The sequence below is a fragment of the Vibrio sp. 10N genome, from assembly GCF_036245475.1.
GTDB lineage: Bacteria > Pseudomonadota > Gammaproteobacteria > Enterobacterales > Vibrionaceae > Vibrio.
This window is the reverse complement of the sequence record NZ_BTPM01000001.1, coordinates 1,293,221-1,319,672: the sequence shown is the minus strand read 5'-3', so window position 1 is coordinate 1,319,672 and position 26,452 is coordinate 1,293,221. Positions and strand designations below refer to the sequence as shown.

General features: G+C 47.7%; 26 protein-coding genes. 6 read left to right on the top strand and 20 right to left on the bottom strand.

From position 1 onward, the window contains the following. Positions 1-5: 5 nt before the first annotated feature. On the bottom strand, positions 6-368 hold the full coding sequence (locus AAA946_RS06255; RefSeq protein WP_112461504.1) for a MarR family transcriptional regulator: 363 nt from the start codon (positions 366-368) through the stop codon (positions 6-8). Between the two features lie 210 nt (positions 369-578). Here AAA946_RS06255 and AAA946_RS06250 point away from each other — a divergent pair, with 210 nt between their 5' ends. Then, a complete protein-coding gene (locus AAA946_RS06250) occupies positions 579-1,250 on the top strand; it encodes a DUF2982 domain-containing protein (RefSeq protein ID WP_338164088.1) in 672 nt (223 codons plus the stop codon). Here the strand turns inward: AAA946_RS06250 and AAA946_RS06245 are convergent. The 8 genes from AAA946_RS06245 to AAA946_RS06210 all read right to left on the bottom strand — a co-directional run bounded on the left by AAA946_RS06245 (position 1,247) and on the right by AAA946_RS06210 (position 9,833). Beyond that, positions 1,247-1,900 (bottom strand): MBL fold metallo-hydrolase, encoded by a 654-nt coding sequence (locus tag AAA946_RS06245; protein WP_338164087.1) that lies wholly within the window; start codon positions 1,898-1,900, stop codon positions 1,247-1,249. The genes AAA946_RS06250 and AAA946_RS06245 overlap by 4 nt on opposite strands. Positions 1,901-2,078: 178 nt before the next feature. Next, positions 2,079-3,734, bottom strand: coding sequence for a L,D-transpeptidase family protein (locus tag AAA946_RS06240; protein WP_338164086.1), 1,656 nt, complete (start codon positions 3,732-3,734; stop codon positions 2,079-2,081). A gap of 88 nt (positions 3,735-3,822) precedes the next feature. Beyond that, positions 3,823-4,944, bottom strand: coding sequence for a DUF1513 domain-containing protein (locus AAA946_RS06235; RefSeq protein WP_338164085.1), 1,122 nt, complete (start codon positions 4,942-4,944; stop codon positions 3,823-3,825). After that, the gene (locus AAA946_RS06230) at positions 4,925-5,956 is read right to left on the bottom strand and encodes an imelysin family protein (protein WP_338164084.1); all 1,032 of its coding nucleotides are present in this window, start codon (positions 5,954-5,956) and stop codon (positions 4,925-4,927) included. The genes AAA946_RS06235 and AAA946_RS06230 overlap by 20 nt, the downstream gene beginning before the upstream one ends. 9 nt (positions 5,957-5,965) lie before the next feature. Beyond that, entirely contained in the window at positions 5,966-7,363 is a 1,398-nt protein-coding gene (locus AAA946_RS06225) for a di-heme oxidoreductase family protein (RefSeq protein WP_338164083.1), read from the bottom strand. Between the two features lie 64 nt (positions 7,364-7,427). After that, the gene (locus tag AAA946_RS06220; RefSeq protein ID WP_338164082.1) at positions 7,428-8,687 is read right to left on the bottom strand and encodes an imelysin family protein; all 1,260 of its coding nucleotides are present in this window, start codon (positions 8,685-8,687) and stop codon (positions 7,428-7,430) included. 160 nt (positions 8,688-8,847) lie between these two features. Then, positions 8,848-9,444, bottom strand: coding sequence for a GTP cyclohydrolase II (locus AAA946_RS06215; RefSeq protein WP_338165780.1), 597 nt, complete (start codon positions 9,442-9,444; stop codon positions 8,848-8,850). A 215-nt stretch (positions 9,445-9,659) separates the two neighbouring features. Beyond that, the gene (locus tag AAA946_RS06210; protein ID WP_338164081.1) at positions 9,660-9,833 is read right to left on the bottom strand and encodes a hypothetical protein; all 174 of its coding nucleotides are present in this window, start codon (positions 9,831-9,833) and stop codon (positions 9,660-9,662) included. Between the two features lie 226 nt (positions 9,834-10,059). Between AAA946_RS06210 and AAA946_RS06205 the strand changes: the two genes are divergently transcribed. Both AAA946_RS06205 and dbpA read left to right on the top strand, forming a co-directional pair. Next, positions 10,060-10,530, top strand: a complete 471-nt coding sequence (locus AAA946_RS06205; RefSeq protein ID WP_338164080.1) for a WbuC family cupin fold metalloprotein — start codon at positions 10,060-10,062, stop codon at positions 10,528-10,530. Positions 10,531-10,650: 120 nt separating this feature from the next. Next, the gene (dbpA, locus tag AAA946_RS06200) at positions 10,651-12,033 is read left to right on the top strand and encodes an ATP-dependent RNA helicase DbpA (protein ID WP_338164079.1); all 1,383 of its coding nucleotides are present in this window, start codon (positions 10,651-10,653) and stop codon (positions 12,031-12,033) included. Between the two features lie 77 nt (positions 12,034-12,110). Here the strand turns inward: dbpA and AAA946_RS06195 are convergent, their stop codons facing one another. From AAA946_RS06195 to ltnD, 5 genes are all read right to left on the bottom strand, one after another. Then, the gene (locus AAA946_RS06195) at positions 12,111-13,565 is read right to left on the bottom strand and encodes a GntP family permease (RefSeq protein WP_338164078.1); all 1,455 of its coding nucleotides are present in this window, start codon (positions 13,563-13,565) and stop codon (positions 12,111-12,113) included. 107 nt (positions 13,566-13,672) lie between these two features. Next, positions 13,673-14,452, bottom strand: a complete 780-nt coding sequence (gene otnI / locus AAA946_RS06190) for a 2-oxo-tetronate isomerase (protein ID WP_338164077.1) — start codon at positions 14,450-14,452, stop codon at positions 13,673-13,675. Beyond that, positions 14,452-15,099, bottom strand: coding sequence for a 3-oxo-tetronate 4-phosphate decarboxylase (otnC, locus tag AAA946_RS06185; RefSeq protein ID WP_338164076.1), 648 nt, complete (start codon positions 15,097-15,099; stop codon positions 14,452-14,454). The genes otnI and otnC overlap by 1 nt, the downstream gene beginning before the upstream one ends. Next, positions 15,096-16,367 (bottom strand): 3-oxo-tetronate kinase, encoded by a 1,272-nt coding sequence (gene otnK / locus AAA946_RS06180; protein WP_338164075.1) that lies wholly within the window; start codon positions 16,365-16,367, stop codon positions 15,096-15,098. The genes otnC and otnK overlap by 4 nt, the downstream gene beginning before the upstream one ends. 2 nt (positions 16,368-16,369) lie before the next feature. Beyond that, complete coding sequence (ltnD, locus tag AAA946_RS06175; protein ID WP_338164074.1) at positions 16,370-17,278, bottom strand: L-threonate dehydrogenase; 909 nt, start codon at positions 17,276-17,278, stop codon at positions 16,370-16,372. A gap of 272 nt (positions 17,279-17,550) precedes the next feature. Between ltnD and AAA946_RS06170 the strand changes: the two genes are divergently transcribed. After that, positions 17,551-18,336 carry a DeoR/GlpR family DNA-binding transcription regulator gene (locus AAA946_RS06170; protein ID WP_338164073.1) on the top strand — a complete coding sequence of 262 codons (786 nt, stop codon included), beginning with the start codon at positions 17,551-17,553 and terminating at the stop codon, positions 18,334-18,336. A 46-nt stretch (positions 18,337-18,382) separates the two neighbouring features. Here AAA946_RS06170 and AAA946_RS06165 read toward each other — a convergent pair whose 3' ends face one another. The 6 genes from AAA946_RS06165 to AAA946_RS06140 form a co-directional block, all read right to left on the bottom strand. After that, entirely contained in the window at positions 18,383-18,946 is a 564-nt protein-coding gene (locus AAA946_RS06165) for a ferredoxin-type protein NapF (protein ID WP_338164072.1), read from the bottom strand. 29 nt (positions 18,947-18,975) lie between these two features. Then, a complete protein-coding gene (locus AAA946_RS06160; RefSeq protein ID WP_338164071.1) occupies positions 18,976-19,584 on the bottom strand; it encodes a TorD/DmsD family molecular chaperone in 609 nt (202 codons plus the stop codon). Positions 19,585-19,665: 81 nt separating this feature from the next. Further along, entirely contained in the window at positions 19,666-20,508 is an 843-nt protein-coding gene (locus AAA946_RS06155; protein ID WP_338164070.1) for a DmsC/YnfH family molybdoenzyme membrane anchor subunit, read from the bottom strand. A 1-nt stretch (position 20,509) separates the two neighbouring features. Further along, positions 20,510-21,124: a DMSO/selenate family reductase complex B subunit gene (locus AAA946_RS06150; protein ID WP_338164069.1), complete on the bottom strand. Its 615-nt coding sequence runs from the start codon at positions 21,122-21,124 to the stop codon at positions 20,510-20,512. 10 nt (positions 21,125-21,134) lie between these two features. Continuing rightward, positions 21,135-23,582, bottom strand: a complete 2,448-nt coding sequence (locus AAA946_RS06145; protein WP_338164068.1) for a DmsA/YnfE/YnfF family dimethyl sulfoxide reductase — start codon at positions 23,580-23,582, stop codon at positions 21,135-21,137. A gap of 265 nt (positions 23,583-23,847) precedes the next feature. Next, entirely contained in the window at positions 23,848-24,660 is an 813-nt protein-coding gene (locus tag AAA946_RS06140; RefSeq protein WP_338164067.1) for a LysR family transcriptional regulator, read from the bottom strand. Positions 24,661-24,766: 106 nt separating this feature from the next. Here AAA946_RS06140 and AAA946_RS06135 point away from each other — a divergent pair, with 106 nt between their 5' ends. Further along, the gene (locus AAA946_RS06135; RefSeq protein ID WP_338164066.1) at positions 24,767-25,420 is read left to right on the top strand and encodes a glutathione S-transferase family protein; all 654 of its coding nucleotides are present in this window, start codon (positions 24,767-24,769) and stop codon (positions 25,418-25,420) included. Positions 25,421-25,484: 64 nt separating this feature from the next. Continuing rightward, positions 25,485-26,414 (top strand): DUF808 domain-containing protein, encoded by a 930-nt coding sequence (locus AAA946_RS06130; RefSeq protein ID WP_338164065.1) that lies wholly within the window; start codon positions 25,485-25,487, stop codon positions 26,412-26,414. The last annotated feature ends 38 nt before the right edge of the window (positions 26,415-26,452 follow it).

Below are 26,452 nucleotides of genomic sequence, written 5' to 3'. Positions count from 1 at the left end.
AACGCTTATAGCGCTTTGTAGATCACTTTGTTGCCCGCTAGCTGCTCTTTAGCTACCAAACCTTCTTCAAGAAGTTTCTTAAGAGCGCCAGTTGCCCAAGAGGCTGCTTTCGCATCTTCTTGGCCAGCAGCCAAGCCGATACCTTTCGGGTTGATGCCTTCAGCATTGTTAGCAACGATGTCTAGCACTTGTTGCTGTTTAGGAGTTAGGGCTACATCAACTTTTTTTGTCGCAGTTGCGGTTTCAACTACAGGTGCTTTCGCTACAACAGGCTTTGCTGTTTTTGTTGCAGCGGCTGTGTTGGCAACTACCGCTTTAATACGCTTTTGCAATTTTGCTTGCACTTTGCGCTTATGAGCAAGTCTCATCGAGTTTTCTCTCCAATTCACTGCATCAAGACAGTGGTCAAAATTTGAAGCGCGTTTTATACCAAAATTTTGAATGCTTTTGTAGGGTCTTGACACAAACTCGAGACAAAAATGCCGCTCTGAGCCAACAATGACTATTATTTAATCAATAAACTTTGTGGTTGTTTCATCAGTATAAAGTAAGGTAAAAACTCATTGATGGCATCGATTATGGACACATTACATCTTAGCAATCACCACTACACTTGGGATTCACCTACCGTTAAGGTATTGGCGGCGATAGGTGCATTGGTCTGTTTTTGTTTCCTTTTGCTTTCACCATCATGGGAGCATGCTTGGCTGTTTATTGCCATCTTTACTGGCGTGTCGGGCTTTGCTTACTTGATGTTGCAGCAGAGCCGAGTGACCTTTACATTAACCAGCACACACCTCCAACAACACCTGTTCAAAGGCGGCTGGGTGTTGCGCTGGGCAAATGTCGACAGCATAGGGATCTGCACGCAGCATCAAGAAGGCTGGCATAAACCCCTTCCTTGGATTGGCATTCGCATCAAAGACTATGGCCCCTACCTCGATGCCATTTGCCCACGTATCGCCACCAACATCTTACTGAGCCAGCGCGCGCTGCTCTATATCGGCGCACAACAAACTTCGCCGAAACAAGAGTTCGAAGACATTGTGCTCGACTCTGAACCATTCGTGGACGAACGCGGGATAGAGTACAAAGGATTGTTGGCAATGCTCGCCAATCGTATGAAACATCAAAGAGAGTTTTACGGGTACGATGTATTTATCGCTGAAGCGGATTTAGATAGAGCGGCAGAAGACTTTGTGGGGTTGGCTCGCCGCTACCAAGCAGCGGCAAGCCGGAGTGAGGTTTAGTAAAGAGGCATCTCGTCAGCAACGTACGGATTAGACACACGCTCACGACCGAACGTCGACTCTGGACCATGGCCAGGTACAAATTTCACATCATTACCCAGTGGCCATAGCTTGGTTTTGATCGAGTTGATCAGTGTTGCATGATCACCTTGTGGGAAATCCGTACGACCAATACTGCCATTGAACAGCACATCACCGACAAACGCGACCTTAGTTTCTTCATTAAACAAGCAAACATGACCAGGAGTATGACCCGGCGTGTGATAGACGCTTAACGATTGATTGCCAAACGTCACTACATCGCCTTCATCTAGCCATTGAGTTGGCTCAAACGCTTCCGTTAACGGCCAACCGAACATTTGGCTCTGGCCTTCTAAACCCTGTAGCCAGAAGTTATCCGCTTTGTGCGGGCCGATAATGTCCACTTTTAGCGACTCAGACATCTCTACCGTTCCACCAACATGATCAAGGTGACCGTGAGTCAGGACCAGCTTTTCAACCGATACACCAAGCTGTTCAACCAGAGCCAGCAACTGTTTCACGTCACCACCTGGATCAACCACAATACCTTTCATGGTTTCATCACACCATACGATAGAGCAGTTTTGCGCGAAGGTGGTAACCGGTACGATTTGATACTTAAGACTCATGATAAACCCTATATTTTGTAAACTGAGGCGACTATGACATCGTCACACAAGAATGACAAGTCTCTGCCTTGAGGCGAGGTACCAAAATTAGAGTCTGAGAGAGGCCAAAACTAATAAAGCCACTGTGAGCGAGTCTAAACAGTGGCTTTATCTTTTACTTGGCGAAGAAGTGGTTTAATTATCGATTGCTTGACAGAGCAGCCTCTTCAACCTGATTCCGTTTATCATCATAGCGGTAAACATCACCGCGGAAATGTGCTTTGCCATCCACCAGCCAAGCGGTTTGATAAATGATGTGAACAGGAATCCGCTCCTTAAAGGCCACAGCTTTGTTAGGAACTACCGATGCCACCTCTTCTAAACTCTTGCCCTGTACTTCAAGTAGCACTTCGGCAAACTGATCTGCATTCTCAACCCTGACGCATCCTGAGCTGAACGCTCGCAAACTTTCATCGAACAAATGTTTGCTAGGCGTGTCGTGTAAGAAGATGGCTTGTGCATTGGGCGTATTGAATTTGTACTGACCTAGTGCATTCAACTCCCCTGCTTTTTGGCGCATTCGGTATGGGAACTGTCTAGCGTTAACTTCACTCCAGTTGATCATGGTCGGATCAATGCGATTTTGGCTGCTCCACCCTTCTAATATTTCAAACCGCTGAGAAAACAGATAGGTCGGATCTTGCTTCACTTTTGGAATGATGTCTTTCACCATGATCTTCCATGGCACATTCCAAGTTGGATTCAGAATCAACGAGTCCATTTTGGTCTCAAGCAACGGCGTTTGACGACTGGTCCTGCCGACAATCACCCGCGATTCAAAGCGGGTCTCACCTTCATCCCAATACCTAAGCTGAAAATTGGGTACGTTAACCACAATGATATTCTGACGTTGCTCTGGCCATAATCTAGACCGTTCAGAGTTAAGCGCTAAGATCCTTAGTTTGTCCTCTGCCGATTTATTTAACCATTCAATGGTGTTAGGCCCAATAATACCGTCATCATTGAGCCCGTAGAGGCGCTGAAATTCACGTACCGAAAAGTCCAATGACTCATCAAATAGGTTGTCATCACGAACAGTCACCGCGATATCCGATGCTTGTAGCCGTTCTACTAATAAAAGATACTGCTGAGGCATCAAAACATCACCAAGTCGCAGCAGGCCCGCTTGCTCATACATAGGCACATCCAACTGAGACTGCACCACCAAGTCAATATAGGCGTTTTCAAAACCGGGCTGCTTAAGCATGGGGGACGCTAAACTCTGAACATACTTTGCCTCTGTACTCGCATCAAATGCCGACACCATCAAATCCACTTCAGTTGCAGAAGGCCTTGGCATCACATCACTCATATCCGAAGTGAAATACCACTCCTTACCCTTATCTGCCGCCGCAGCGACATAACTCATATAGAGTAGAAAAGTATCAGTGGTGAGTCTGTCATAAAGAATATGGTCTTGCTGCTGAAACGCAGCCTGCATCAGCGCCACACGACGCTCAAAAACAGGGCTAAAGCCCGCCAGTCGAACGACATCAAGCTGCAAATTGACTTGAGCGTTAAGCTCGACATCGGCCCACAATGTCGCACGCTCCAGACGGGAATAAACGTACTCAACAAGCTGCGGATAAAGAAAGTCTGGCTCTTGAACTTGCGTTGCCTCCAAACCACCAGAGGGTTGTGCCACGCTTGGTTGCAAAATGGGCTCGATGTGTTTTACCGAATAAGAGGTGAGCTCGCTCGAATCAGAGACGAGCTGATCTGGTGCCGCTGTAACAGCGACTGAGCTAGACAATGCCGAGACCAAGATACTCGGCAAAATGAACCAGTTTTGCATCTACCCACCTCCTCAGACAGAGTCTTAAGTATGGCAGAAATCACACTTTGAAAAGTGCTAATTTATTTTAAACCAATTAGCGTCTCATTTATGTGATAGCACTCCAATGGTTATCCCATTGAATCCCCGAGACAAAGGCGTGTTTAGTTAGATCAGCTTTTATTTTTACGATTTTTCCAGCGCCCGAACTAACATGAAATTCACCATTCCTCACGACAACACCGGATGCATCTGGTAACACGTTGATCTCCAATAGTTCTCGTGAGGCTTTATCCCAAATACCGTAACAGTTGCCTCTTGGAGACGTGGCTAGGATATGCGTTCTAGTCGCGGCAATACTCGCGATATAATGGTTAAATCGCGCCCACTGTTCAGGCTCTCCACCAAGCTCAATCAATGGCTCTCCACTACGATGCATCGCCACCAGCGGCACATAGTCATCAGGTTCACCGCGATATTGTTGACCACATAACACCGTTTGCTCACTATCATGAGCAAGATGACGAATACTCTTGTGGTGATCAGACAAGGTCACTTGATCGAGTAATTCACCAGACTCCGACAGATAACTAAGGCTTGGGGTCATCGTCTCGAGATTCATCGGTGTTCTACCTTGCGTATGAACACCGCCTACTCCTAAGACTAACCGGCCATCCGACATAGTTATGATCTCATGGGGACCGATACCAAACCCAGAAAACTCATCCACTTTTTTGTAACCCAGTTCTACATCGTATACGCCGATAATACCTTGACTCGTCGAGCGCTCGCCCTCCGTTGCATACAACCAACGACCATCGTTCGAGTATACGCCGTGTCCATAAAAATGGCGTTCTGGTGCCGCAGGAATAAGCGTATCTACCTCCCCTGACAAATAATCAAACACCATGGCATAATTTCCAGGACGACGCGCAAACATCACCGCATGAGGTTGATTCGGTGCGATGGCAATACCATGTCCCCTAGCCGGTAGAGGGATGTGACGTTGCGATTGCCCGCCCTGTGAATACACCACCGCTTCGAATTGCCCTTGGTGGCGAATCGCCCCACCAATCAGTACTTGGGGTGTATCTTCACTGTCCAAATGAGACACGTGTTTTGCGCTGCTACCTTTGGCTGCACAAGCCGCCAGCAATGAGGGTGTGAGCGTCCCCATTGCCAATGCTTTAGCAAAATTGCGCTTTGAAATATCAATCGCCATCGGTCGCATTAAACCCTATTACCACACCCAGTTTTATCGAGGCTTCTTCGTTAATGAGATACTTGAGTTGTTCCAACTTGTTAAACTGCGCCAATGCTGAACGATACCCTTCTTTGGTCTGAAGCATGTCGAACAAGCTTGACGCCTCTGGCCAAGTTTCCAACGTATCCTCAAACTGGTGAGTAATATCGTCGGCAAGCGTGGCTTCACCTCTGGTCCTCAAAATGGCATCCAATCCATTTCCCTTCGCCAAGTACAATGACTGCATGGCGACGATGTTTTGTTTTAAGTTAGACAGCGAATATTGTGCTCGCCACGATTCTGAAAAGTACGGGCGTGGCGAACCTATTTTGGCAAGCGGGCGCGATAGCTTTTTCATACTGTAATCAAGCTGATTAGACAGCAACGCCAAGTACTCTGCATGCCAGTCTTTCGTGTCTAACTCGGTCCAAGGGTTCACATTCCATGCTGTGAAAACTGTGTTTGAGCGGTCTACCAAGGAGTCCGAGACAGCGACAAGCAATGAGCACTCTTGCTTGTTACCTTGACTGATGGTTGACGCATTGTCGTAGAGCAACCATTCCACGGAACCCAGACCTTGCACCGTGACACTTTGAGCTTGAATAGCGGCTATATCCCAATGCTCTATCTTGGTGGCTGCCGCCATTTTTCTACCCGTGGTGTTTTTCTTATCGGGCCAAAACTGAATATTCCAATTTTGTTCCAGCGCTTCAGCAGGGCCTCGCTCCTGCCCCTGAAGGTGCATCCAGCTTTCCATCCCTTGTTGCCACGCTGTTTTGACATCCTCTAAGGAACGATTCGCGTTGCAGTACTGAACGGCGTGAGATCGTAGTTCTCGCATGGCAAGATTAAAGCGCTGAGCTGCGTCAAACTGGATCTCATAAACACTCTGGCTTTGGTGGTTTGTCGACTGAGCTCGGCGAGTCTCAACGCTGGTCGATGATTGGCACCCGGCCAAAAGCACCATTGCAGCAATGGCTATTGTTTTCTGATGGTACATAGCGCTCCCCTACAGCGAATTTAAGAACGCAAGCAGTGCTTCACGCTCTTTCTTGCTCATTGCTAGCACCTGATTTCTTGAAGCTTTCGCTTCACCACCATGCCATAAAATCGCTTCGGTCAGATTACGGGCGCGACCATCGTGTAGGAAATAAGTGTGACCGTTAACTTCTTGGGTATAACCAATCCCCCACAGCGGCGGCGTGCGCCAATGTGAACCGGATGCCGCATATTCTGGACGACCATCAGCCAATCCCTCTCCCATATCGTGGAGCAAGAGGTCTGTGTAAGGATGAATAGTCTGATTCGATAACGCGGGTAAGCCCTCTCGCTTTGCGGTTTGAATATTGGTTCGATGACAATTTTCACAACCCACTTTCTTAAACAGCGCTTCTCCCTCTAGCACACTCGGCTCGTTAATGTCGCGTCGCTGAGGAACCGCTAAGTGCTGGGTATAGAACTCTACAAAGTTAAGGATCTTATCGCTCACTTCAGGATGACCGCCACTTAGGCTTTCCGTACAGAGAGCCTGCCTGTCTGTGCAGTTTTCTTGGGTAAACAGCGAACTCGTTAAACCCACATCACCGTTAAAAGCGGCGGCATTTTGCTGCATCAAGTTTGGCTGACCCGCTTTCCAGCCAAATCGGCCTAGACTCATCTCATTGGCTTGAACATCCAATACATAGTTAGGAATACCAGCGACGGACGTCGCATCTTGCTGTTGCTGCTGAGCAAATTCGAGAATGGTCGACTCTGGTATAGATTCAAGCAGCCCCAGACCTATCATGGGTGGCGCGACGCGTGCAGACATCATCACTTCCGGATGCATCTCACCATACGCCAATTCAACAATGTTCAAATTTGGTTTACGAAGCATAACGATGCTGCCATCTTCGAATCGAACCGCGACCTCATCGTAAGTAATGTGTATTTGACCTTCAGGTTCCATATCCGGAAGCGCAAAATCTTGCAGTTGTCCACCATATGTCGGCTCGGGAATAACGCCGGAGATTTTCTCCGCTTTTTTCTGCTCTTCAGTCACAGCAGGAATGCTAAGGCGAACTAGCATAGACACCGCATGTTGGTCGTTTGCCTCTGGCGGGTGACCGCGGCCATCTTTAATATGACAGTTCTGGCAACCATTGGTATTGAACAGTGGACCTAAGCCATCACGTGCATCCGTTGATGCCGGTGCTTGAACCCAAGGGTTTCTGAAAAAACTGTTACCGACACTGAAATCGAGGCGCTTGCTCATTGGCAAATTCGCCGCAGGCATGGAATAGGCGTTGGCGCCCTCTTTTTTAACCGTCGTTTTGCCACCAGAAAGTCGCGTCGGCTCAGATTGTGCGAAAGCAGAAAGGGAAATTAGGGTTAAAAGTGTAACCCAGACAGTATTTGATCTAGACATACAGCACTCACAAATAGAACAACAAAGGGGGCAGATGCCCCCATTTCATAGATTTTTATTATGGTTAGAACTCGTGGTCAGCCGTGTCTGGGCTTAGGCTGTCGATACCGACAATGCCAGCAGCACGCTCAATTGAGCCTGTTTGCGCGACAAGAGCAACAATAGTTTCATTGACAAGTTTGTTGCCTTGCGGGTTGCTTGAAGCAATCAGTTGGTCAAAGTATTGATTGTCTTTTTCGGCAGAAGTCACCAGTTTACGAACTTGAGCGCGAGCCAAGTCAAATTGTTTTTGGATTTCTTTCGCCGCAGTTTTGTCTTTTTGTTCAACAAGATTCGCGATACTTGGACCATCTACCAAAGTACCGTCTGCACGAACATACGTGCCCGTGTAAACGTTGTAGATGCCTTGCTCGTTGTAGTAGTGAGAGTTATGCGTATTGTCCGAGAAGCAATCGTGCTCATCCTCTGTCGAATTCGCTTCTAACGCCACCTTCATTCGCTCACCCGCCAGTTCACCGAGTGAAAGTGAGCCCATACCAAATAGCATCTTACGCAGGCCATTATCTGCTTTATCCGCAAGAAGCTCAGCACGATAATTCCCTTTTTCAGATGCGGACCACTGCTTCTCCATCCACTCTAGGTCTTGAATGAGAAGCGCAGACGCCGCTTTTAAGTACTCAGCACGACGCTCACAGTTGCCGTTAGTACAGCCTTCACCAATAACATAGTCCGTGTAAGGGCGCTCACCCGCACCAGCATTGGTACCGTTCAGATCTTGCCCCCACAAGAGAAATTCGATTGCGTGGTAACCTGAGGCGACGTTGGCCTCAGAGCCACCCACTTCATTAAGATCAGCAATCGCTTTGGGTGTGATGTTTGAGACATCCAAAGTAGTAGCGCCAATCTTTAGCGTTTGGTTAGCAACGATATTGGCCTGTGCGCCTTCATTGCCGAGCTCATATTGGTAGTCGGTGCTGACATAATCAATCAGCCCCTCATCTAATGGCCAAGCGTTAAGCTGACCTTCCCAATCATCAACAATCGCGTTACCAAAGCGAAACACTTCTGTTTGCTGATAAGGCACACGTGAAGCAAGCCAAGCTTGTTTAACATCAGCAAGGCCTTTTTCCGATGGAGAAGCTAAAAATGTGTTAATTGATGTGTCCAGCTCTTGAGCGGTAATACGAGCATCGGCAAACACAGCATGCGCAAGATCGGCATAATGTTCGACAACTTGATCTTTAGTCACTGCTGAAAAAGCAGAGGTAGACGTGATAAGAAACGAGGCGGCAATTGCGCCCTTCACTGCGGTTGTTACATTCATGAAAGCATCCTTGTTGAGCTTAATTCTTATTATTTAGTGCGAATTATTATCATTAGCACTATCAACCGCGATAATACCTAGTTACAATTTATTTTCAAGGACGAATACAAAAAAACCTCACAAATGTGAGGTTTTAGTTTCATGGATTTAACAACTGGGCTTACAGTTCTAGGCGATGCTTACCGTGCGAAACCTTAGCCTTCAAGTAACTCTCGTTACCATCTTTAACGTGAGCACTGGTGTTGACGACATCTTCGATGTTAATACCATGCTCGCGCAGCTCGCGGATCTTCTTCGGATTATTAGTCACCAGGCGGATGGAGTGTACGTCCAACGCCTTGAGCATTTGCGCCGCTTCAGTGAAGTCGCGTAAATCATCGCCGAAGCCGAGATGATTGTTCGCTTCGTATGTGTTCATGCCTTCAGACTGCAACTTGTATGCGTCTAACTTGTTGTACAAGCCAATACCACGACCTTCTTGGCGTAAGTATAAAATGATGCCGCCTTCACGCCCCATCTTTTGGATGGTCTCCTCAAGCTGTTCACCACAGTCGCAGCGAGACGAGTGAAATACATCTCCCGTCAAACATTCAGAGTGCATTCTCACTAAAGGTTGTGCTTGGCCTTTGTCTGCTGCTTTAAAGATAATAGCAACGTGTTCTTTGTCAGTCTCTAAGCCGCGAAAAGAGAGCATTTCCGCGTCAATATCGCTTTTAGCACCGACTTTTAATTGTATTCTGGCACGTACTTCCGCCATCGTATTTCCTACTAGATTTTCTGAGGCTATCAGTGAGCTTATCTCAGCCATAGTCTGTTTCTCCAATATGGGAACTATGGGGGCTAATACCGCACTTTTCAACAATAAGATCACCATTAAAAATGTTATATTATAACAATTGATAAGTTTGTAAAACGAAAAAAGCCCCGAGTGAATCACTCAGGGCTTCGAAATCTTTGGAGTTAGTGCGCTGATTATGCTTGCTTTTGCTTCCATACTGCAAGTTGTACCCAGACATTTTCCAGTTCAGCTAACTCTTCTTTTGTTAACAGAGACATGGTTTGCGAGGTATTTGATGCGCTAGCACCATTTGAAGATTGAAGGTGCGCGTAAAAGTCTTTTTTTAATTGGCTGATCACTGCTTCCACTGCTGTTCCACCTTACGATTAGACACTCCGATGCTTAGTCATCATACCACTCTGATCAGATCGTACAGCTTTTTTGAGCATCTATGGAACTACGGTCACATTTCAGCTTGGATTTTCGTGGTTTTTTCTAAAACTTTACGCTACTCGGACGATAGCGCTATTTTTGTACTGAACTTTTTTGATGGCGCTGTACAATATCAGCACACCAACTAATAAAGTAAAAGCAATGTTGAAAATCATCAGTAACCAAGACTTCGACACGTTTTCTGAAAACGCGAAACAAGCTCCGCGCAAGCGTAGCCACCATAACCTACATGAACAATTGGACGCAGGTGTACAACGCCTATTCATCTCAACTGAGCCAGACACTTACATGCGCCCGCACCGTCACAGTGAAGAGCACAAGTGGGAGCTGTTTTTGGTACTTAAAGGTCAGCTCGACCTGCTTATTTTCGATGACGAAGGCAACGTAACTCAGCGTCACAGTCTATCTCCAGAAACCAACCGCGCTATCGAAATCCCACCAGGTACTTGGCACGGCTATGCATGCATGGAGTCTGGTACTGTCGGTCTAGAAATCAAAGAAGGCGCGTACATCCCAACGCCTCAAGAAGATTTCGCACCTTGGTCTCCTGCTGAAGGTGAAGACGGCGCTGATGCGTACCGTGACTGGATGAGAACGGCGCAACCTGCGTAAGCCTCAACCCTAACCTAACCACTTCGCTGGTTAAATGTCCTCAGTCAGCCATGTTTTTGCTGGTAACATCGACCATAATGTTGATAATACTCGCTCCCTAACGCTGACTGAGGATACCTCGTGACCACTCCGGCATTTTCCACACTAAATCTACCTACTGAATTACTGGGCACTTTGGATAGCCTTGGCTACACCAAAATGACTCCAATTCAAGCAGACTCACTACCAAAAATCCTTGATGGCAAAGACATCATCGGTCAAGGAAAAACCGGTTCAGGTAAAACGGCGGCATTCTCACTTGGCCTTCTTGCAAACCTCAAGGTAAAACGCTTTCGCGTACAATCATTGGTCCTTTGCCCAACGCGTGAGCTCGCTGATCAGGTTGCAAAAGAAATCCGTACCCTAGCGCGTGGTATCCACAACATTAAAGTGCTAACGCTTTGTGGCGGTATGCCAATGGGGCCACAAATCGGCTCTTTGGAGCACGGCGCGCACATTCTTGTCGGCACGCCAGGTCGTATCCTTGATCACCTTGAGAAAGGTCGCATCAACCTAGAAGAGCTCAATACATTGGTATTGGATGAAGCCGATCGCATGCTGGAAATGGGCTTTAAAGACGCGCTTGATGCCATCATCGATGAAGCGCCACGCGATCGTCAAACGCTACTGTTTAGCGCGACGTTCCCTGAGCAAATTCAAACTATTGCATCAACGGTGATGAAGCAGCCGGAGATTGTGAAAGTTGAGAGCAAGCACGATCACTCAAGCATCAAGCAGTTCTTCTATCAAACTGATACCACAGAAGAGCGTGACAATGCGTTAGAGAATCTATTACTGACACACCAACCAGAGTCTGCGGTTGTGTTCTGTAACACCAAAAAAGAAGTGCAGAACGTGGCGGACGAGCTTCACCATCGTGGCTTTAGTGTGATTGATATTCATGGTGACCTTGAGCAGCGCGACCGAGACCAGGCGCTGGTTCAGTTTGCCAACAAGAGTGTCTCTATCCTTGTCGCAACCGATGTTGCTGCACGCGGCCTAGATGTCGACAACCTAGACGCTGTATTCAACTACGAGCTATCACGCGACCCTGAAGTGCATGTGCACCGTATCGGTCGTACTGGTCGTGCCGGTAACAAAGGCTTGGCATTTAGCTTCTATAGCGAGAAAGAGTTCTATCGTGTGGCGCGTATCGATGAGTACTTAGATATGCCTATTGAACCAAGCACGCTGCCACCAGCCTCTTCAAATCGTCCTTATCAGTCAAAGATGACCACGATTCAGATCCAAGGTGGTAAGAAGCAGAAACTGCGTCCTGGCGATATCCTTGGCGCGTTGACGGGTGACAAAACTCTGTCAGGCAACCAAATTGGTAAGATCAACATGTTCCCAATGAGCGCGTATGTTGCAGTGGAAACATCAATTGCTAAGAAAGCGCTAGGTAAAATCACCAACGGTAAGATGAAGGGGCGTAACTTCCGCGCTCGTATTATTCGCGCTTAACCATGCCAATTGCCCAACACAATAAAGGCCCTCAAAAGTGAACACTCTTGAGGGCCTTTTTCATCGTGTTTGAACTGTTAACTCACGGCTTCTACTTGAGCCTGCTGCTTTTCTTTCGACTTCACCCAAACAATCACTGCCGCTAAAACTGCGATAGGTACTAGTGGGTCGATCATCGTGCCCCCTTTACCAAATACCAAGTTCAGCATCATGATAATCGAAGCACCAATCGCCCAAGCAACCGTCGAAGATACAGACCAAATTTTCAATTGATCAGTAAGCTCCGTGATACCAAGCGTACGGTTGATGATATGGAAGTATGAGTCGTTTAAATGAGAGAAACCGACAGGGCCAACTGCACACGCTAGTGCAACAAAGACCGGATCCAGACCAAGTGTTTCTACCAGCGGTAAGGTCATGGTAGCCGCAACCATCATCGATGCTGTCGCCGAACCTTGAATCAGACGAAGCATTGAAGCAATCGCAAGTGGAACCAGCAAAGGAGGAATACCACTGCTCGCAATAGCTTCAGCAACTTGTGGACCAGCACCAGACGCTTTTAGCACTGATCCCATTGCACCGCCACAGCCAGTAACGACCAAGATTAAGCCCGTGGTTGCTAGCGCATCATCCATTGAGCCAACCATGTCTTTTCTTTCAATGTGACGTGTTAGACCGTAAAGCGCCATAAGCACACCAATACCTACTGCCACAACAGGATTACCTAGCAGCGACAACACCGTATGCAAGGATGAATCGCCTTTGCCCACCAAGGTGTTGATCAAGATAAATGCAATTGGTAACAGAATAGGACCGAACGATAGGAAGTTGCTCGGTAGATCTTTGTCTTGCGCTGCTTCAACTTTCTCTAGGTTTGCCCAATCCGCTTGATTAGTGATCCAGCCTTCTCCATTTGGTACGCGATAGTATTCATTACCCACACGGCGAATGTAGATCATAGACAGTAGCATCATTGGAATGGATACCATAAGACCCCAGAGCATGTACTCACCAAGATCAACACCAAGAATCCCCGCAACGGCCACAGGTCCTGGCGTTGGCGGAACCAAAGCGTGAGTAATTAGCAAACCAAGCGCTAGGGTAACGCCTAGCCCAACCGCAGATTTTCCCGTGTCTTTGGAAATAGCGCGAACCAACGAGTGTAGAATCACATAAGCTGAGTCACAAAACACGGGAATGGCCACTAATACCCCAGTGAAACCCAGTGCTAAATCTTCACGTCCTTTGCCACAGATTTTCACAAAGGTCTTCGCCATACGAACCGCTGCACCAGAGCGCTCAAAACAGGCACCCATAATGACACCAAAGGCGATAATGAGGCCGATTCCTCCCAACACGCCACCAAAGCCTGCTTTAATCGCGTTAATGAGCTCGGTGGGTGCCATACCGGCAAATAACCCCATAATGATACTGGCAATGACCATCGCTAGAGCGACTGGAATTCGCGTTTTCACTATCATTACCATCATGGCAATGATACCAATCACAATGCCTATCAATGCTCCATCCATTTTTTATTCCTTTTCTATCTTTCTTTGTTGTGTAGGGCAGCGCAATGACTGCGCTTCTCTATGCAGTGACATCAAGATAAATGCCACTGATTCTTATAATTAAATCGTTATTTCAAGTAGCGATGAACCCAGCTCAGACCGGCTTCAGTTTCTTCTCGAGGGTGATATTCACAGCCAACCCAACCGCTGTAGCCAGATGCATCTAACACCTCAAACAGGTGTGAATAACATATCTCGCCTTCACTCGGCTCATGCCTATCGGGTATCGATGCGATTTGTACATGTCCAGTAAAAGCGGCTAAATCTTTAATCAGGTTGGTTAAATCACCATCCATGATCTGTGCATGGTACAAGTCAAGCTGCAGTTTAACGTTTGGCCTATCCACCAAACGTATAAGCTCTACCGCCTCTCGCTGATGAGCAATGAAATAACCTGGCACATCACGAACGTTCAGTGGCTCAATCATCACTTGGATACCATGGTCAGCAAGCAGGTCAGCCGCAAAACGAATATTGGCGACAAAGGTGTCTACATGCTGCTGTCGTGAAAACCTTGGGTCAACAATGCCCGACATGGCATGCAGCTTTTTGCACCCCAATGCCTTGGCGTACAGCAGCGCAGTTTCTACACTGTTTTTGAACTCTTGCTCACGACCAGGAATCGCAGCAAAACCGCGTTCTCCTGCGCCCCAGTCGCCAGGCGGCAAGTTGAACAATGCTTGCTCTAGCCCATACTGTTGCAATTCTGTCTGTAACGCTTCGGGTTCAAAATCGTAGGGAAATAAAAACTCAACGGCTTTAAACCCAGCCTGATGTGCTTTTTTAAAGCGCTCCATAAACGGCACTTCGGTGAACAACATACTGAGATTGGCGGCAAACTTTGGCATTATTTTCGACTCCCTTTAAGATCATCCACTTCTTCAGCGGTCAAATAACGAACACTGTGATCGTTTAACAAAAATGCAAGCTTTGCGGTCTCTTCCAACTCTTCGGCGTTATCCACTGCATCCTCAAGATCAATACCTGTGACGACTGGGCCATGATTAGCCAGCAAGAACGCACGATAATCTGCCGCACGCTTTGCCAACTCCTCTGCGATCCTAGGGTCGCCTGGGCGTAGATAAGGAATCACCGGCAACTCACCAATTCGCATGACGAAATAGGGCGTAAACGCCTTTATTGCATTTTGATTGTCAATGTCTTGCAAACATGACAAGGCGGTTAAATAAGTAGAGTGCAAATGCACTATCGCGTTGCAAGTGGGGTTGTTGCGATAGATCGCGAGATGAAAAGCGGCCTCTTTCGACGGTTTCTCACCCGATAAATGGCGCCCATCAATATCCACGACAGACAGTTCACTTGCCACCAAACGGCCAAAGGACGATCCCGTTGGCGTTGTCAAAAAATGGCCATTCGGCAGTTTGAGAGATAGGTTTCCAGCGCCACCGGTGGCATATCCCCTCTCAAACATTGAACGGGCTAGAGAGACCATCTGATCACGCAATTGCTGCTCGGTTTTGCGCTCTTGGCTCATGATTTCACCACCTCGCAAAAAAACGATTGAGCGCCAATAAAGAAGCCTTCATCACCAAAATTTCCAGATTTGAGCGCCAAAGAGAGCTCGCCATCGATAGACTTCACCCAAGGCACACCAGGGGCGATTTGCGGGCCGATGTGGAACCCTGATACGGCTAGGCTTTGTGTCACCACGCCCGAGGTTTCTCCACCTGCAACGATAAAATTCTTCACCCCTAATCGCTGTAAGCGAATCGCAAGCTCACTAAAGAACTGCTCTACCGCTTGGCTGGATCGCTCAACGCCGTAGCGCTGCTGAATACCCTTCAGTGCATCAATATCTGCAGTCGCATAAACAAGCGGCGCAACATCGGATTCAAGGGCTGTCATCACCCAATCAACAGCTTGCTCAAGGTAATTGTCGTCACTTAGGCAAGCATCGACATCGATAGCAAAATGAGGAGCAACCTTTTTGTAGGCTGAAACCTGCGCATTCGTCATGGTCGAACACGAGCCTGACAGAACAACTGTCGGTGCCTTTTGAGGATAACCCGCTTGTTTAGCATCACTTTGGTCCACCAAGTGCTTTGCCCAATTCTTGGCAAGACCTGCCGCAAGTCCCGATCCCCCCGTTATCAGCTTCAGCGATTTAGCGGCCTCACCAAGTACGGTTAGGTGAGCATCGTTCAGCGCATCAACAACGGCATATTGCACGCCTTGCTGTTTCAGTTGCTCAAGACGTTCAACCACGGCTTGCGTGCCTTTTTCGATAACTGGGTAGTTGACTAAACCTGCCTGTCCCTTAGATTGTGCATTCATCAATCTAACCACATTAGCGTCCGTCATTGGGGTCACTGGATGGTGACGCATGCCTGAATCACTCAGCAGTTCTTCGAACACGAACAAATGACCGTTGTAGACTGTTCGGCCATTCACCGGCAATGCCGGGCAGACAATCGTGAAATCCTCATCAAGCTCTGCAAGCAACGCATCGGTCACAGGACCAATGTTGCCTTTCACAGTGCTATCAAACGTCGAACAATACTTAAAGTAGTACTGTTGACACCCTTGAGATTGCAGCCAGCGCAATGCCTGTAATGAACATTCCACGGCCTCATTAACGTCGCACGAACGAGATTTAAGGCTAATCACCACCGCATCAGCATCAACCTCGGTTAAATCGTGCGGCACACCATTGAGTTGAACGGTGCGTAAACCGTTCTCGACCAGAAAGCTTGCGATGTCCGTCGCGCCTGTAAAATCATCGGCAATAACACCTAATAACATAACTAGCTCTCCACCTTGTTAACGCCAGGTAGCTCAATGCCATCAAATATTTTGATCACAGCGCTGTCATCTTCCTGTCCGTAGCCAGCATTGCTTGCGCTAACAAACATATTGAGAGCCGTGCTTGACAATGGCAGTGGAAACTTAAGGTCTTTCGCAGTGTCAGCCACCAAGTTGAGATCTTTAACAAAAATATCAACCATGGATTTAGGGCTGTAATCGCCATCAACCACATGCTGCATGCGGTTCTCAAACATCCATGAGTTGCCCGCAGCATTGGTGACCACGTCATACATCAAATCTAGAGGTATGTTGGCGCGCGCAGCCAAGGCCATTGCTTCTGCACCTACTGCAATATGAACACCTGCCAACAGTTGGTGAATGATCTTCACGGTCGCGCCGAGCCCAATAGCCTCGCCAATGTTATACACTTTGGCCGCCGTCGCATTTAATACCGGAGACAGTGCTTCGAAAGTCGATAAGCTGCCCGCAGCCATCACCGTCATCTCACCCGCCAGCGCTTTCGCTGCACCGCCCGACACAGGAGCGTCAAGCATCACCAATCCATGCTCATCCAGCTTTGCTTCAATCTGTTTAGCATCTTCAGCAGAAATAGTTGCAGAAACCATAATGGGAGTGTTTGGGCGAAGTGCCGCTGCTAATCCTGAGTCAAACAGTACCGTATTCACTTGCTTGGCGTTGACGACTAACACCAACACCGAGTCAAGTTCACTTGCAAACTCAACTGAATTTGTCGATACCGCCTTGGCGCCATAGTTACCAAGCTCTTCCAAAGCCTGACTATTGAGATCAAAACCATAAACATCTAACCCTGCTCGAATACAGGATTTAGCGGCCCCCATGCCCATGGAGCCTAAGCCAATAACACCAACCGATTGAATTTCCTTCATAATTACTGAGCCTTTTGGGTAAGTTTCAATGTCGAATAATTGTTAATTCTTGTTCATGGGTGTAACTATATGTGAAAACTCAGCAAACAGCCCTGTTTAACATCACATTTTTAACAAAACTTCACAATATTTACCAGAAAAAGCCAAGGAAGAGAGAGATAAGCCCCGTGAATAGCTCGATTGCATATTGAGCTAACATTAATTCACACATATTCACATAAAAACTAAATACTGTTATGATAGAAACAACGTAACGTATTGAAGGAAAAGACATGATCCCCGCTGAACGCCAACGAACCATATTGTCCTTGCTCTCGCATCAACAGGTCATTAGCATCACAGAGCTCGTCGAGCAGTTAAACGTGTCTCATATGACGATCCGTAGGGACATTATGAAGCTTGAGTCTTCAGGAAAAGTCATTTCAGTATCGGGTGGGGTGCAACTGACACAAAGTCTTCACAGTGAACTGTCTCACGATGCAAAGGCAGAGCAGCATGCCAATGAAAAAGCGTTAATTGGTAATATCGCTGCGGCATTGATCCCTCATCAAGCAACGGTCTATTTAGATGCAGGGACCACATCTCTTGAAGTGGCTCACCAGATTGCTAGCCGTGAAGACATCTTGGTCATCACTAATGACTTTGCTGTGACCAATTACCTGATAAGCTTCGGGAAATGTGAGATCTACCATACTGGTGGCAAGGTCGATCGGGAAAACCATTCCAGCATTGGGGTCAAGGTGGCAGAGTTTCTTTCCGGCATGAATATTGATATTGCGTTTGTGTCCACTTCATCGTGGAATCTAAAAGGCTTATCGACACCAAGTGAAGATAAAGTCTCAGTGAAGCAAGCCATCACTCGCTCCGCACAAGCCAGCTACCTGATTTCCGATTCTTCCAAGTACGGACGAGTAGCCAGCTTCCATGCACTGGATCTTGGACGCCTTGATGGGGTAATTACCGACGCCCACCTACCAGATTGGGTGGAACAAGAGATAATCGATAAGGGTTTGCGAATTTATACTTCGTTACCAGAGTTTCAAAAATCGCCTGTTTAAAAAGTCATTGCCATGTGAACAAAACAAGTCATTACTGACTTTAACGTTACAATCGCAATGTGATGGATGAAAATGGGCAGCCCTGCTTACAACGTCCGCATCCATCGCACTTGCTTTCACTGACGGTAGGTAAACTCAAGTCTTCCAGTTCTATGGCGTTTTGAGGACATGCTTCCTCACACAGATAACAATCACCAAACAGTGCGTTTTGACAGCTTTCTGAGAAGCTCGGTCGCAAGCCATTATCCAGTACACTTCCATGCAACGCGCCAGTCGGGCAGCTTTTACCGCACTCACCGCACTGACTGCAATACCCATAATCCATCGTTAACTGCGCTAATCCACCTTCAATAGTAATGACCTGTTCAGGGCAAGCCTTTTGACATTCACCGCAACCATCACAAATTTGCTGAAACAGCACTTCGTCTATCGCTTGTGGCGGTCTAGGTAGCACTCTAACTACCTTTTCAGCATTCAACTTTGAAGCAAGGGAGTCATCAGTCTCAGCCGGATTACGAGTCGCGCCATTTGTCAGAGCGCGAAACAAGCCACGTCGGCTTATCGTCTTGTGCTCTATATAGGCTTTTACGTATTGCTCATCACGACTCATAATTTTCTCACCATTGATAGGCATATTTTTTAACGATATAACTTCACAGCATTTGGCGTAATATCAAGCACATCCTGTACCACTTCACACCATAAAGAAACCAAGCCTGCCAACTGTTTGTAACTGTTGGTTGTCGCATGCTGTTGTACCAATTCAAAGTAGCGATAACACCAAGTTAGCAAGTGCTCGGTCAACAACGTTTTTACCGTTTCAACATCTTGCTGTTGCTCGATAAGTTGGCTAACCGCAAACAACATCAAACCAATTTGGTCTTCTGGCTCGCGCATGCCGGTATCAAGCTCAATGCCGTACTCACGCAAAAACTGGCGATACGCAACGGTACTGTCACCAAAGATCACTTCTTCTTTGTCGGTGTACACAGAGCCCCAAGGCGGCGCCAACATCACTTCTCCTCCTTCAAACAGTAAGAAGAAGTCCTGGTTTAGTGCGTCTGGCAGTTCGGTTTGAGCTGTTTTACACCAGGCTTGAATGTCGCTGTTCTCCAGCGCTTCATCTTCCGACAAAGCTTTGATCAAAGCTTGGTTGTTGCTATCAGTAAGCGGGAAATACAAGAGTGAGCCAAACACTTTGGCCATGGTCTGTAGACTTTGAAGATCAATAACGTCTGATTGTGACATGAACTGAGATTACCAAGTTATTCTAAACAATAAAGTTGAGTGTAATAGAGGGCAGGCACAAGCGCCTACCCTCCTCACTCATTACATGCCCGCAGTCATATGAAGACCGAAGAACACGCTGCGACCAATAAGCTCTGCTACCATAACCATTGCAAAACCCACCACCGCGATTGGCATAGAGCGTGATTCAGAGCGCATTGCCCAAACCCAAGCCGCAATACCCGCAAACACCAGCACAAAACGTAGGTTTTGAATTTCGGCCATGTTTGGCACAAGCTCAGCTGCTGATACTATTGCTGAATGGATGCTAGGCAGTGAGCCCATCATAGAGATCGTCGTCATCACAAGCGCTAGGCCCGCAACAGACGCCACAATCGCCGTGATCTGACCAAGCTTAGGACACTCAAGTTTCGCACCACGCATCAGAATAAGTGACAGCATCACGCCGCACACCACTGCTGTGAGTGCAAAAGATTGACCGGTAAACGGCGTATCCCAAGTTGGAACGGTATCAATGATGTACACGTTGGTCATTGCGTACATAAATACCACGCCAATCACCATTGCTGCTACCAACAAGCCTTTGCGAATCGCTTCGCTGCCTTTGTCGATAACAGACAATAGCCAATAGATGCCACCCAAACCAAAGAACATTGAGCCAAACAAAATCTCGCGCGATAGCCACGAGGTTCCCACTTGATTCAACGCGTTAATTGCACGCATTGGGCTACCCAAGTGCATAGTCGAGGCCATAAAGCCTAGTCCCATGAATACCCAGATAAAGAACATGTTACGAGTGATGCCCGTTTTCACGTGCGCATCTGCTTTTCCAAACAATGTGATTAGACCCATCACAATAAACGCACCTACCGCGGTTTGTGCAAGTACAGTGAAGAAAATCAAAGGCCATTCATGCCATCCCATCTTAGACCTCCTTAGGGTTTGCTAGGTGACCAGTCGTGTCATTAGTTGGACGCGCATGACGGTTTGGCTTGATCACAATATTAGGTTTCGTCAGTGACGAAGACGGAAGCGGTGCCACATCGGCATTAGTGCCGTATTTCGCACGAAGCTCAGCAATTGGACCAAACTCCAGCGCTCGAAGCGGGCATGAGCCGACACAGATAGGCTCAAAACCGTCTGCTACGCGCTCAAAACAGCCGTCACATTTGGTCATGTGGCCTTTTTCTTTGCTGTACTGAGGCGCGCCGTAAGGGCACGCATTGGCACAATGTTTACAGCCGATACATACCTTTTCATCAACAACGACAAAACCATCTTCACGCTTGTGCATTGCACCCGATGGACACACCTTAGCACACGCTGGCTCATCACAATGGTTACACGCAATAGAGGTGTAGTAAGCAAACACGTCCTGACGATAGGTACCATTCTCTTCTACCCAGTTACCACCAGCGTATTCATACACACGGCGAAAACTGCGGTCGACACCCAAATCTTTAAAGTCTTTGCAAGATAACTGGCAGGTTTTACAGCCAGTGCACTTACTCGAGTCGATATAAAAACCGTATTGTTTCATGAGTTAGTCCTTACGCCTTCTTAACCAGTTGAACTTCGACAAGGTTTGTGTGTTGCGGGTTGCCCTTCGCCAATGGACTTGGCTTTTGAGACGTCAACACGTTGATTGAACCATTGTGGTCCACCTTATTACCATCTGGTGCGTACCAAGCGCCCTCACCCAGTGCCACTACACCCGGCATCATTCGAGGCGTCACTTTTGCGTTGATTCGAACTTCACCACGATCGTTATAGATCTTGATGCGGTCGCCATTCTTAATGCCACGACGCTCAGCATCTATCGGGTTGATCCACATCTCTTGGCGCGCGGCTTGTTTGATCACATCAACGTTGCCGTAAGTCGAGTGACAGCGAGCTTTAAAGTGGAAACCTGTCAATTGAAGCGGGTACTTGTTACGTAGAGGCGAGTCCCAGCCTTCAGACGTACTCACATAGATAGGTAGCGGGTGAATCACATCGCCTTCAGGCAGTTCCCACTCCGCAGCGAGTCTTGCTAGTTCTTCAGAGTAAATCTCAACCTTGCCAGACGGTGTCGTCAGCGGGTTGTTCTCTGGATCTTCACGGAATGCTTGGTAAGCCACATAGTGCCCATTCGGGTCACTACGCTTAACGATGCCTTGCTTGCGAACCGTTTCAAAATCTGGAAGTGTTGGGTCTAGCTTCAAAGTTTCCGCGTATAAATGACGCAGCCAGCCTTCTTGATCTCGACCTTCAGTAAACTCTTTACCTACACCCATACGCTCAGCCAGATCCGAACAGATTTGGTAAATGCTGCGCGCTTCGAACTGAGGCTCAATCGCTTTGTCTGCAAAGATGAAGTAAGGCATGTTCGCCGCTTTGCCATCCATACAGAAGTCCGCCTGCTCTGACGTGGTCAGGTCTGGTAGGATGATGTCCGCATATTTCGCCGAAGACGTCATATGGTTATCAATCACTACAATCATCTCGCACGCTTTGTCATCTTGTAGGATGTCGTTAGTACGGTTGATATCAGAGTGCTGGTTGATAATGCAGTTACCTGCGTAGTTCCAGATGAACTTAATTGGCACGTCAAGCTTATCTTTACCGCGCACACCGTCACGCGTTGCCGTCATTTCTGGGCCGCGCACAATCGCATCTGTCCAAAGGAACATAGAGATAGACGTTTGAATTGGGTTTTCAAGGGTCGGGAAACGAACAAACGGAATGTTGTAATCCGATTCACGAGCGCCAGAGCCGCCGCCATGAATACCTAAGTTACCCGTTAACAGTGCCAGCATAGCAATAGCGCGCGAGGCAATCTCACCGTTTTGAGTACGTTGTAGACCCCAACCTTGATAGATAGCACACGGCTTGGTTGAGCCGATTTCGCGAGCCGTCTGGATAATGATATCAACAGGAATACCAGTAATAGGCGCAGCCCATTCAGGAGTCTTCTCGATGCCATCTTCGCCAAGGCCAAGAATGTAAGACTTATAGTCGCTGTTTGCTGGTGCCGAGGCTGGTAAGGTCTTCTCGTCGTAGCCAACGCAGTATTTGTCTAAGAAAGCTTGGTCAACCAAGTCTTCTTTGATCATCACATGCGCCATCGCAGAGATAAAGGCCGCATCCGTACCGGGTTTAATTGGGATCCACTGATCTTCGTGACCCGCCGCTGTATCGTTGTAACGCGGATCGATCATGATCATGCGGGCGTTCGATTTCGCTTTGCTCTCAATTAAGTGGTGGATCAAACCGCCACCAGACATGCGCGTTTCAGCAGGGTTATTACCGAACTGAACAATCAGCTTGCTGTTCTCAGTATCAGAGAAAGAGTTACCGTTAGCCCAGCCACCGTAGGTGTAGCTCAGGCCTTTCGCAATCTGTGCTGTCGAGTAGTCACCGTAGTGGTTCAAGTAACCGCCAGTTAGGTTCATCAAACGAGCGATCAAAGACTTACCTGGAGGCCAAGACTTAGTGACCGTGCCGCCAAGCGTACCCGTACCATAGTTCAAGTAGATCGCTTCGTTACCGTATTCTTTTTTGATGTGATCTAGGCTATTGACGATCTCAGTGTAAGCTTCATCCCAAGAGATGCGCTTAAACTTACCTTCACCACGCTTACCAATACGCTTCATTGGGTATTTCAGACGGTCCGGATTGTAAACACGGCGACGCATTGAGCGACCACGCAAACACGCACGGACTTGCACATCTTTGTTGGCGTAGTTATCGGTACCGGTATTGTCGGCATCGACCCATTTGATCTCGCCATCGACTACGTGCATGCGCAGTGGGCATCGACTACCACAGTTAACAGTACAAGCGCTCCAAACAACCTTTTCATCACTTGGTGCTGATTGGGTTTCTGCGTGTGCAGATTTGAAGGGGAGAGAGATGGCACTTGTCGCTGCCGCGAGACCACCGATGGCCGACGAGGATTTGATGAATCCTCGACGCGTCAACGACGGCGTCAATAATTGCTTCAGTTTATCGTTCATATAGACATGCTCAGTTATAGTTATGCATCATCACGGGCATGTTACAAACGAAAAAACTGGAAACAGTTGACGAAAATCAACTCTACTACTTAATAGGTAATTTCTGACAAAAACTTGTCATTTAGTAGAATATTTTTAGAACAGACGTTTATAAAAACAAATAAATTATCACATTCACGTTCAACCACAGGATATATTGAGAATTATTCCAAGCATGTAATACGAATAAATCGTATTACATGCTCATCTATCTTCCCTAACCGAGCTAAATTTCGGCAATAAACAACTGTGTAAGCAGAGGGTGAGCGGATGCGCCTGTAAGCAGCACAATGTCGACATTTGGCAGTGATGGCATGTTATCTAGGATAACCACATCCTTATTGACGCTCAGCTGGCCCATAGCGCCGACACCAAGCCCTGCAGAAACCAACGACCGTTGGGCGGATGCCGTATTGCAGCATGCGATGAGTTGATGGCTCACACTTCGTTTCGTCAAGCTATCGACTGCGGCAGCGTGGTACTTACAGTCAGTTTGAAACAGCACCAAAGGCAGCGGCCTTTGAGAGACATCAAAATTCTCAGCAGCAATCCACACTCCGCGATCGGACTCAAGCCAATAGCCCTCTTCGCTATCTGGTGCTCTTGTCACTATCGCCGCATCGATTTTCCCCTCATCGAGCCATTCTCTTAGCACGACACTGGGCTGAGAATAGACTTGAACAGAGCACGTCGGCTCCGTTTTAGTGATGGCACTGATCACTTTTGGAAGAATGGTTTCATTGTAATCTTCTGGGCAGCCGAGCCTGAGTGAGGTTTTGTTTTGATACTTCTGCACTTGATGCAGCGCCTTGTCATGCAGCGCCAAAATTTGCTCCGCATGCGCTTTTAGCGCTAAGCCTGCTTCCGTGAGCATCATATTACGTCCCTGACGCTCAAACAGTGGCGTCCCCGCTTCGCTTTCTAGCTTCTTCATCTGGGCGCTAAAAGCCGACTGCGTTCGATTGATCTGTTTCGCTGCCCGAGTAAAACTGCCCGTTTCCGAAAACGCCAGATAACTGCGTAGCGCTTCAATATCCATATCTCTCTCCACCCATCGATTCCATTGATGGCACTCATTAAAACTATGCGTTAGTCACCCATCAAACCATTGATTATGATGAAAATCAAACCAGAAAGGAGGCGACATGAAACTGTATATTGCAAACCAAAACTACTCGAGTTGGTCACTACGAGCCTGGCTTATCTTTGCTCAAAACAATGTAAACGTGGAAGTGGAAAAGCTGACTCTATTCACTCCCGAGTTTTATCAAACACTTGCCGAAGTCACGCCAACAGCCAAAGTACCTGCCCTTGTCGACTCCAACATTACTACATGGGATTCGCTAGCCATCATGGAGTATGTCAACGAGCGATATCTTGATGGTCGTTGCTGGCCGGCGTCTATCACAGAGCGCGCCAAAGCACGTGCTGTAGTCAGCGAAATGCACTCAGGTTTTATGGCGCTTCGTAATGAACTACCAATGAACTGCCGCGCTCGTCGCAAAGTAGAGTTAAGCGAGGCTGCTTGTACGGATATCAAACGAATCGATGAAATGTGGTCAGAGCAAATGAGCCAGTATCCGGACCAATGGCTATTTGGCGACTGGTCCATTGCCGATGCTATGTATGCGCCTGTTGCACTCAGATTTAGAACCTATGGTATTGAGCTATCCGAGCCTGCAAAACGCTATCAACAGAAAGTCCTTTCGAGCGCGGCGATTTTACGATGGCTTGCAGAGGCAAGCTCAGAGACAGATATCGTGATGGAAGATGAAGCAGGCGAAGAAGTCTGCGCCTAGCGCTTAACATCAACTACAATAAAGCCATGGAAAACAGGTAAATACTACATAAAGGAACCACTCCATGGCTGGCGCAAGTTTACTGACTCTTATTGATGATATTGCTGTACTGATGGACGACGTGGCAGTCATGTCCAAAGTCGCGGTAAAGAAGACCGCTGGCGTGCTCGGTGACGACCTAGCGGTCAACGCAGAGCAAGTCAGCGGCGTCTCTACAGAGCGTGAACTGCCAGTGGTCTGGGCGGTAGCGAAAGGTTCACTGCTTAATAAAGTCATCTTGGTGCCAGCAGCACTTTTGATTAGCTTAGTTGCCCCTTGGCTTATAACACCGCTTCTCACGCTTGGTGGCGCCTTTCTCTGCTATGAAGGCTTCGAAAAAGTTCACCATTGGTGGAGCCATCCCGGCGAAACGTCAACAGCAACCAGTAATCATCCAGCTCTAACCATGAGCGAAGAAGAACTTGCCGATTACGAAAAACAAAAGGTGAAAGGCGCCGTTCGCACCGACTTTATTCTTTCTGCTGAAATTGTGGTGATTGCACTGGGTACTATGATGACACAGTCTCTTACCATGCAAGCGATAGGCTTGAGTGTGGTGGCGGTATTAGTCACCGCTGGTGTTTACGGTTTGGTGGCGGTCATCGTAAAACTTGATGATGCTGGGCTATGGCTTATCAATAACAACCCCAACAAGAGTTCAATAAAACAAAAGCTTGGCATTGGGCTGCTGCAGTTTGCTCCGTGGTTAATGAAAGCACTGGGTATTGTTGGCACTATCGCGATGTTTTTGGTTGGCGGCGGCATCATTGCCCACGCCCTGCCTTGGCTGGAGCACTTAAGCGCCGCTCAAGCGGACACATTTAATCACATCCCTAGCCTAGATCTATTTTGGGAGAGCATTGGCGCAAGCATGATTCACCTCGCAAGTGGTGCAGCCCTTGGCGCGGTATGTTTTGCGCTGCACCAAGTTTTTATGGCGTTCAAAAATAAATAAACGGCACACTCTTTATCGGAATGTGCCGTTACTAAATA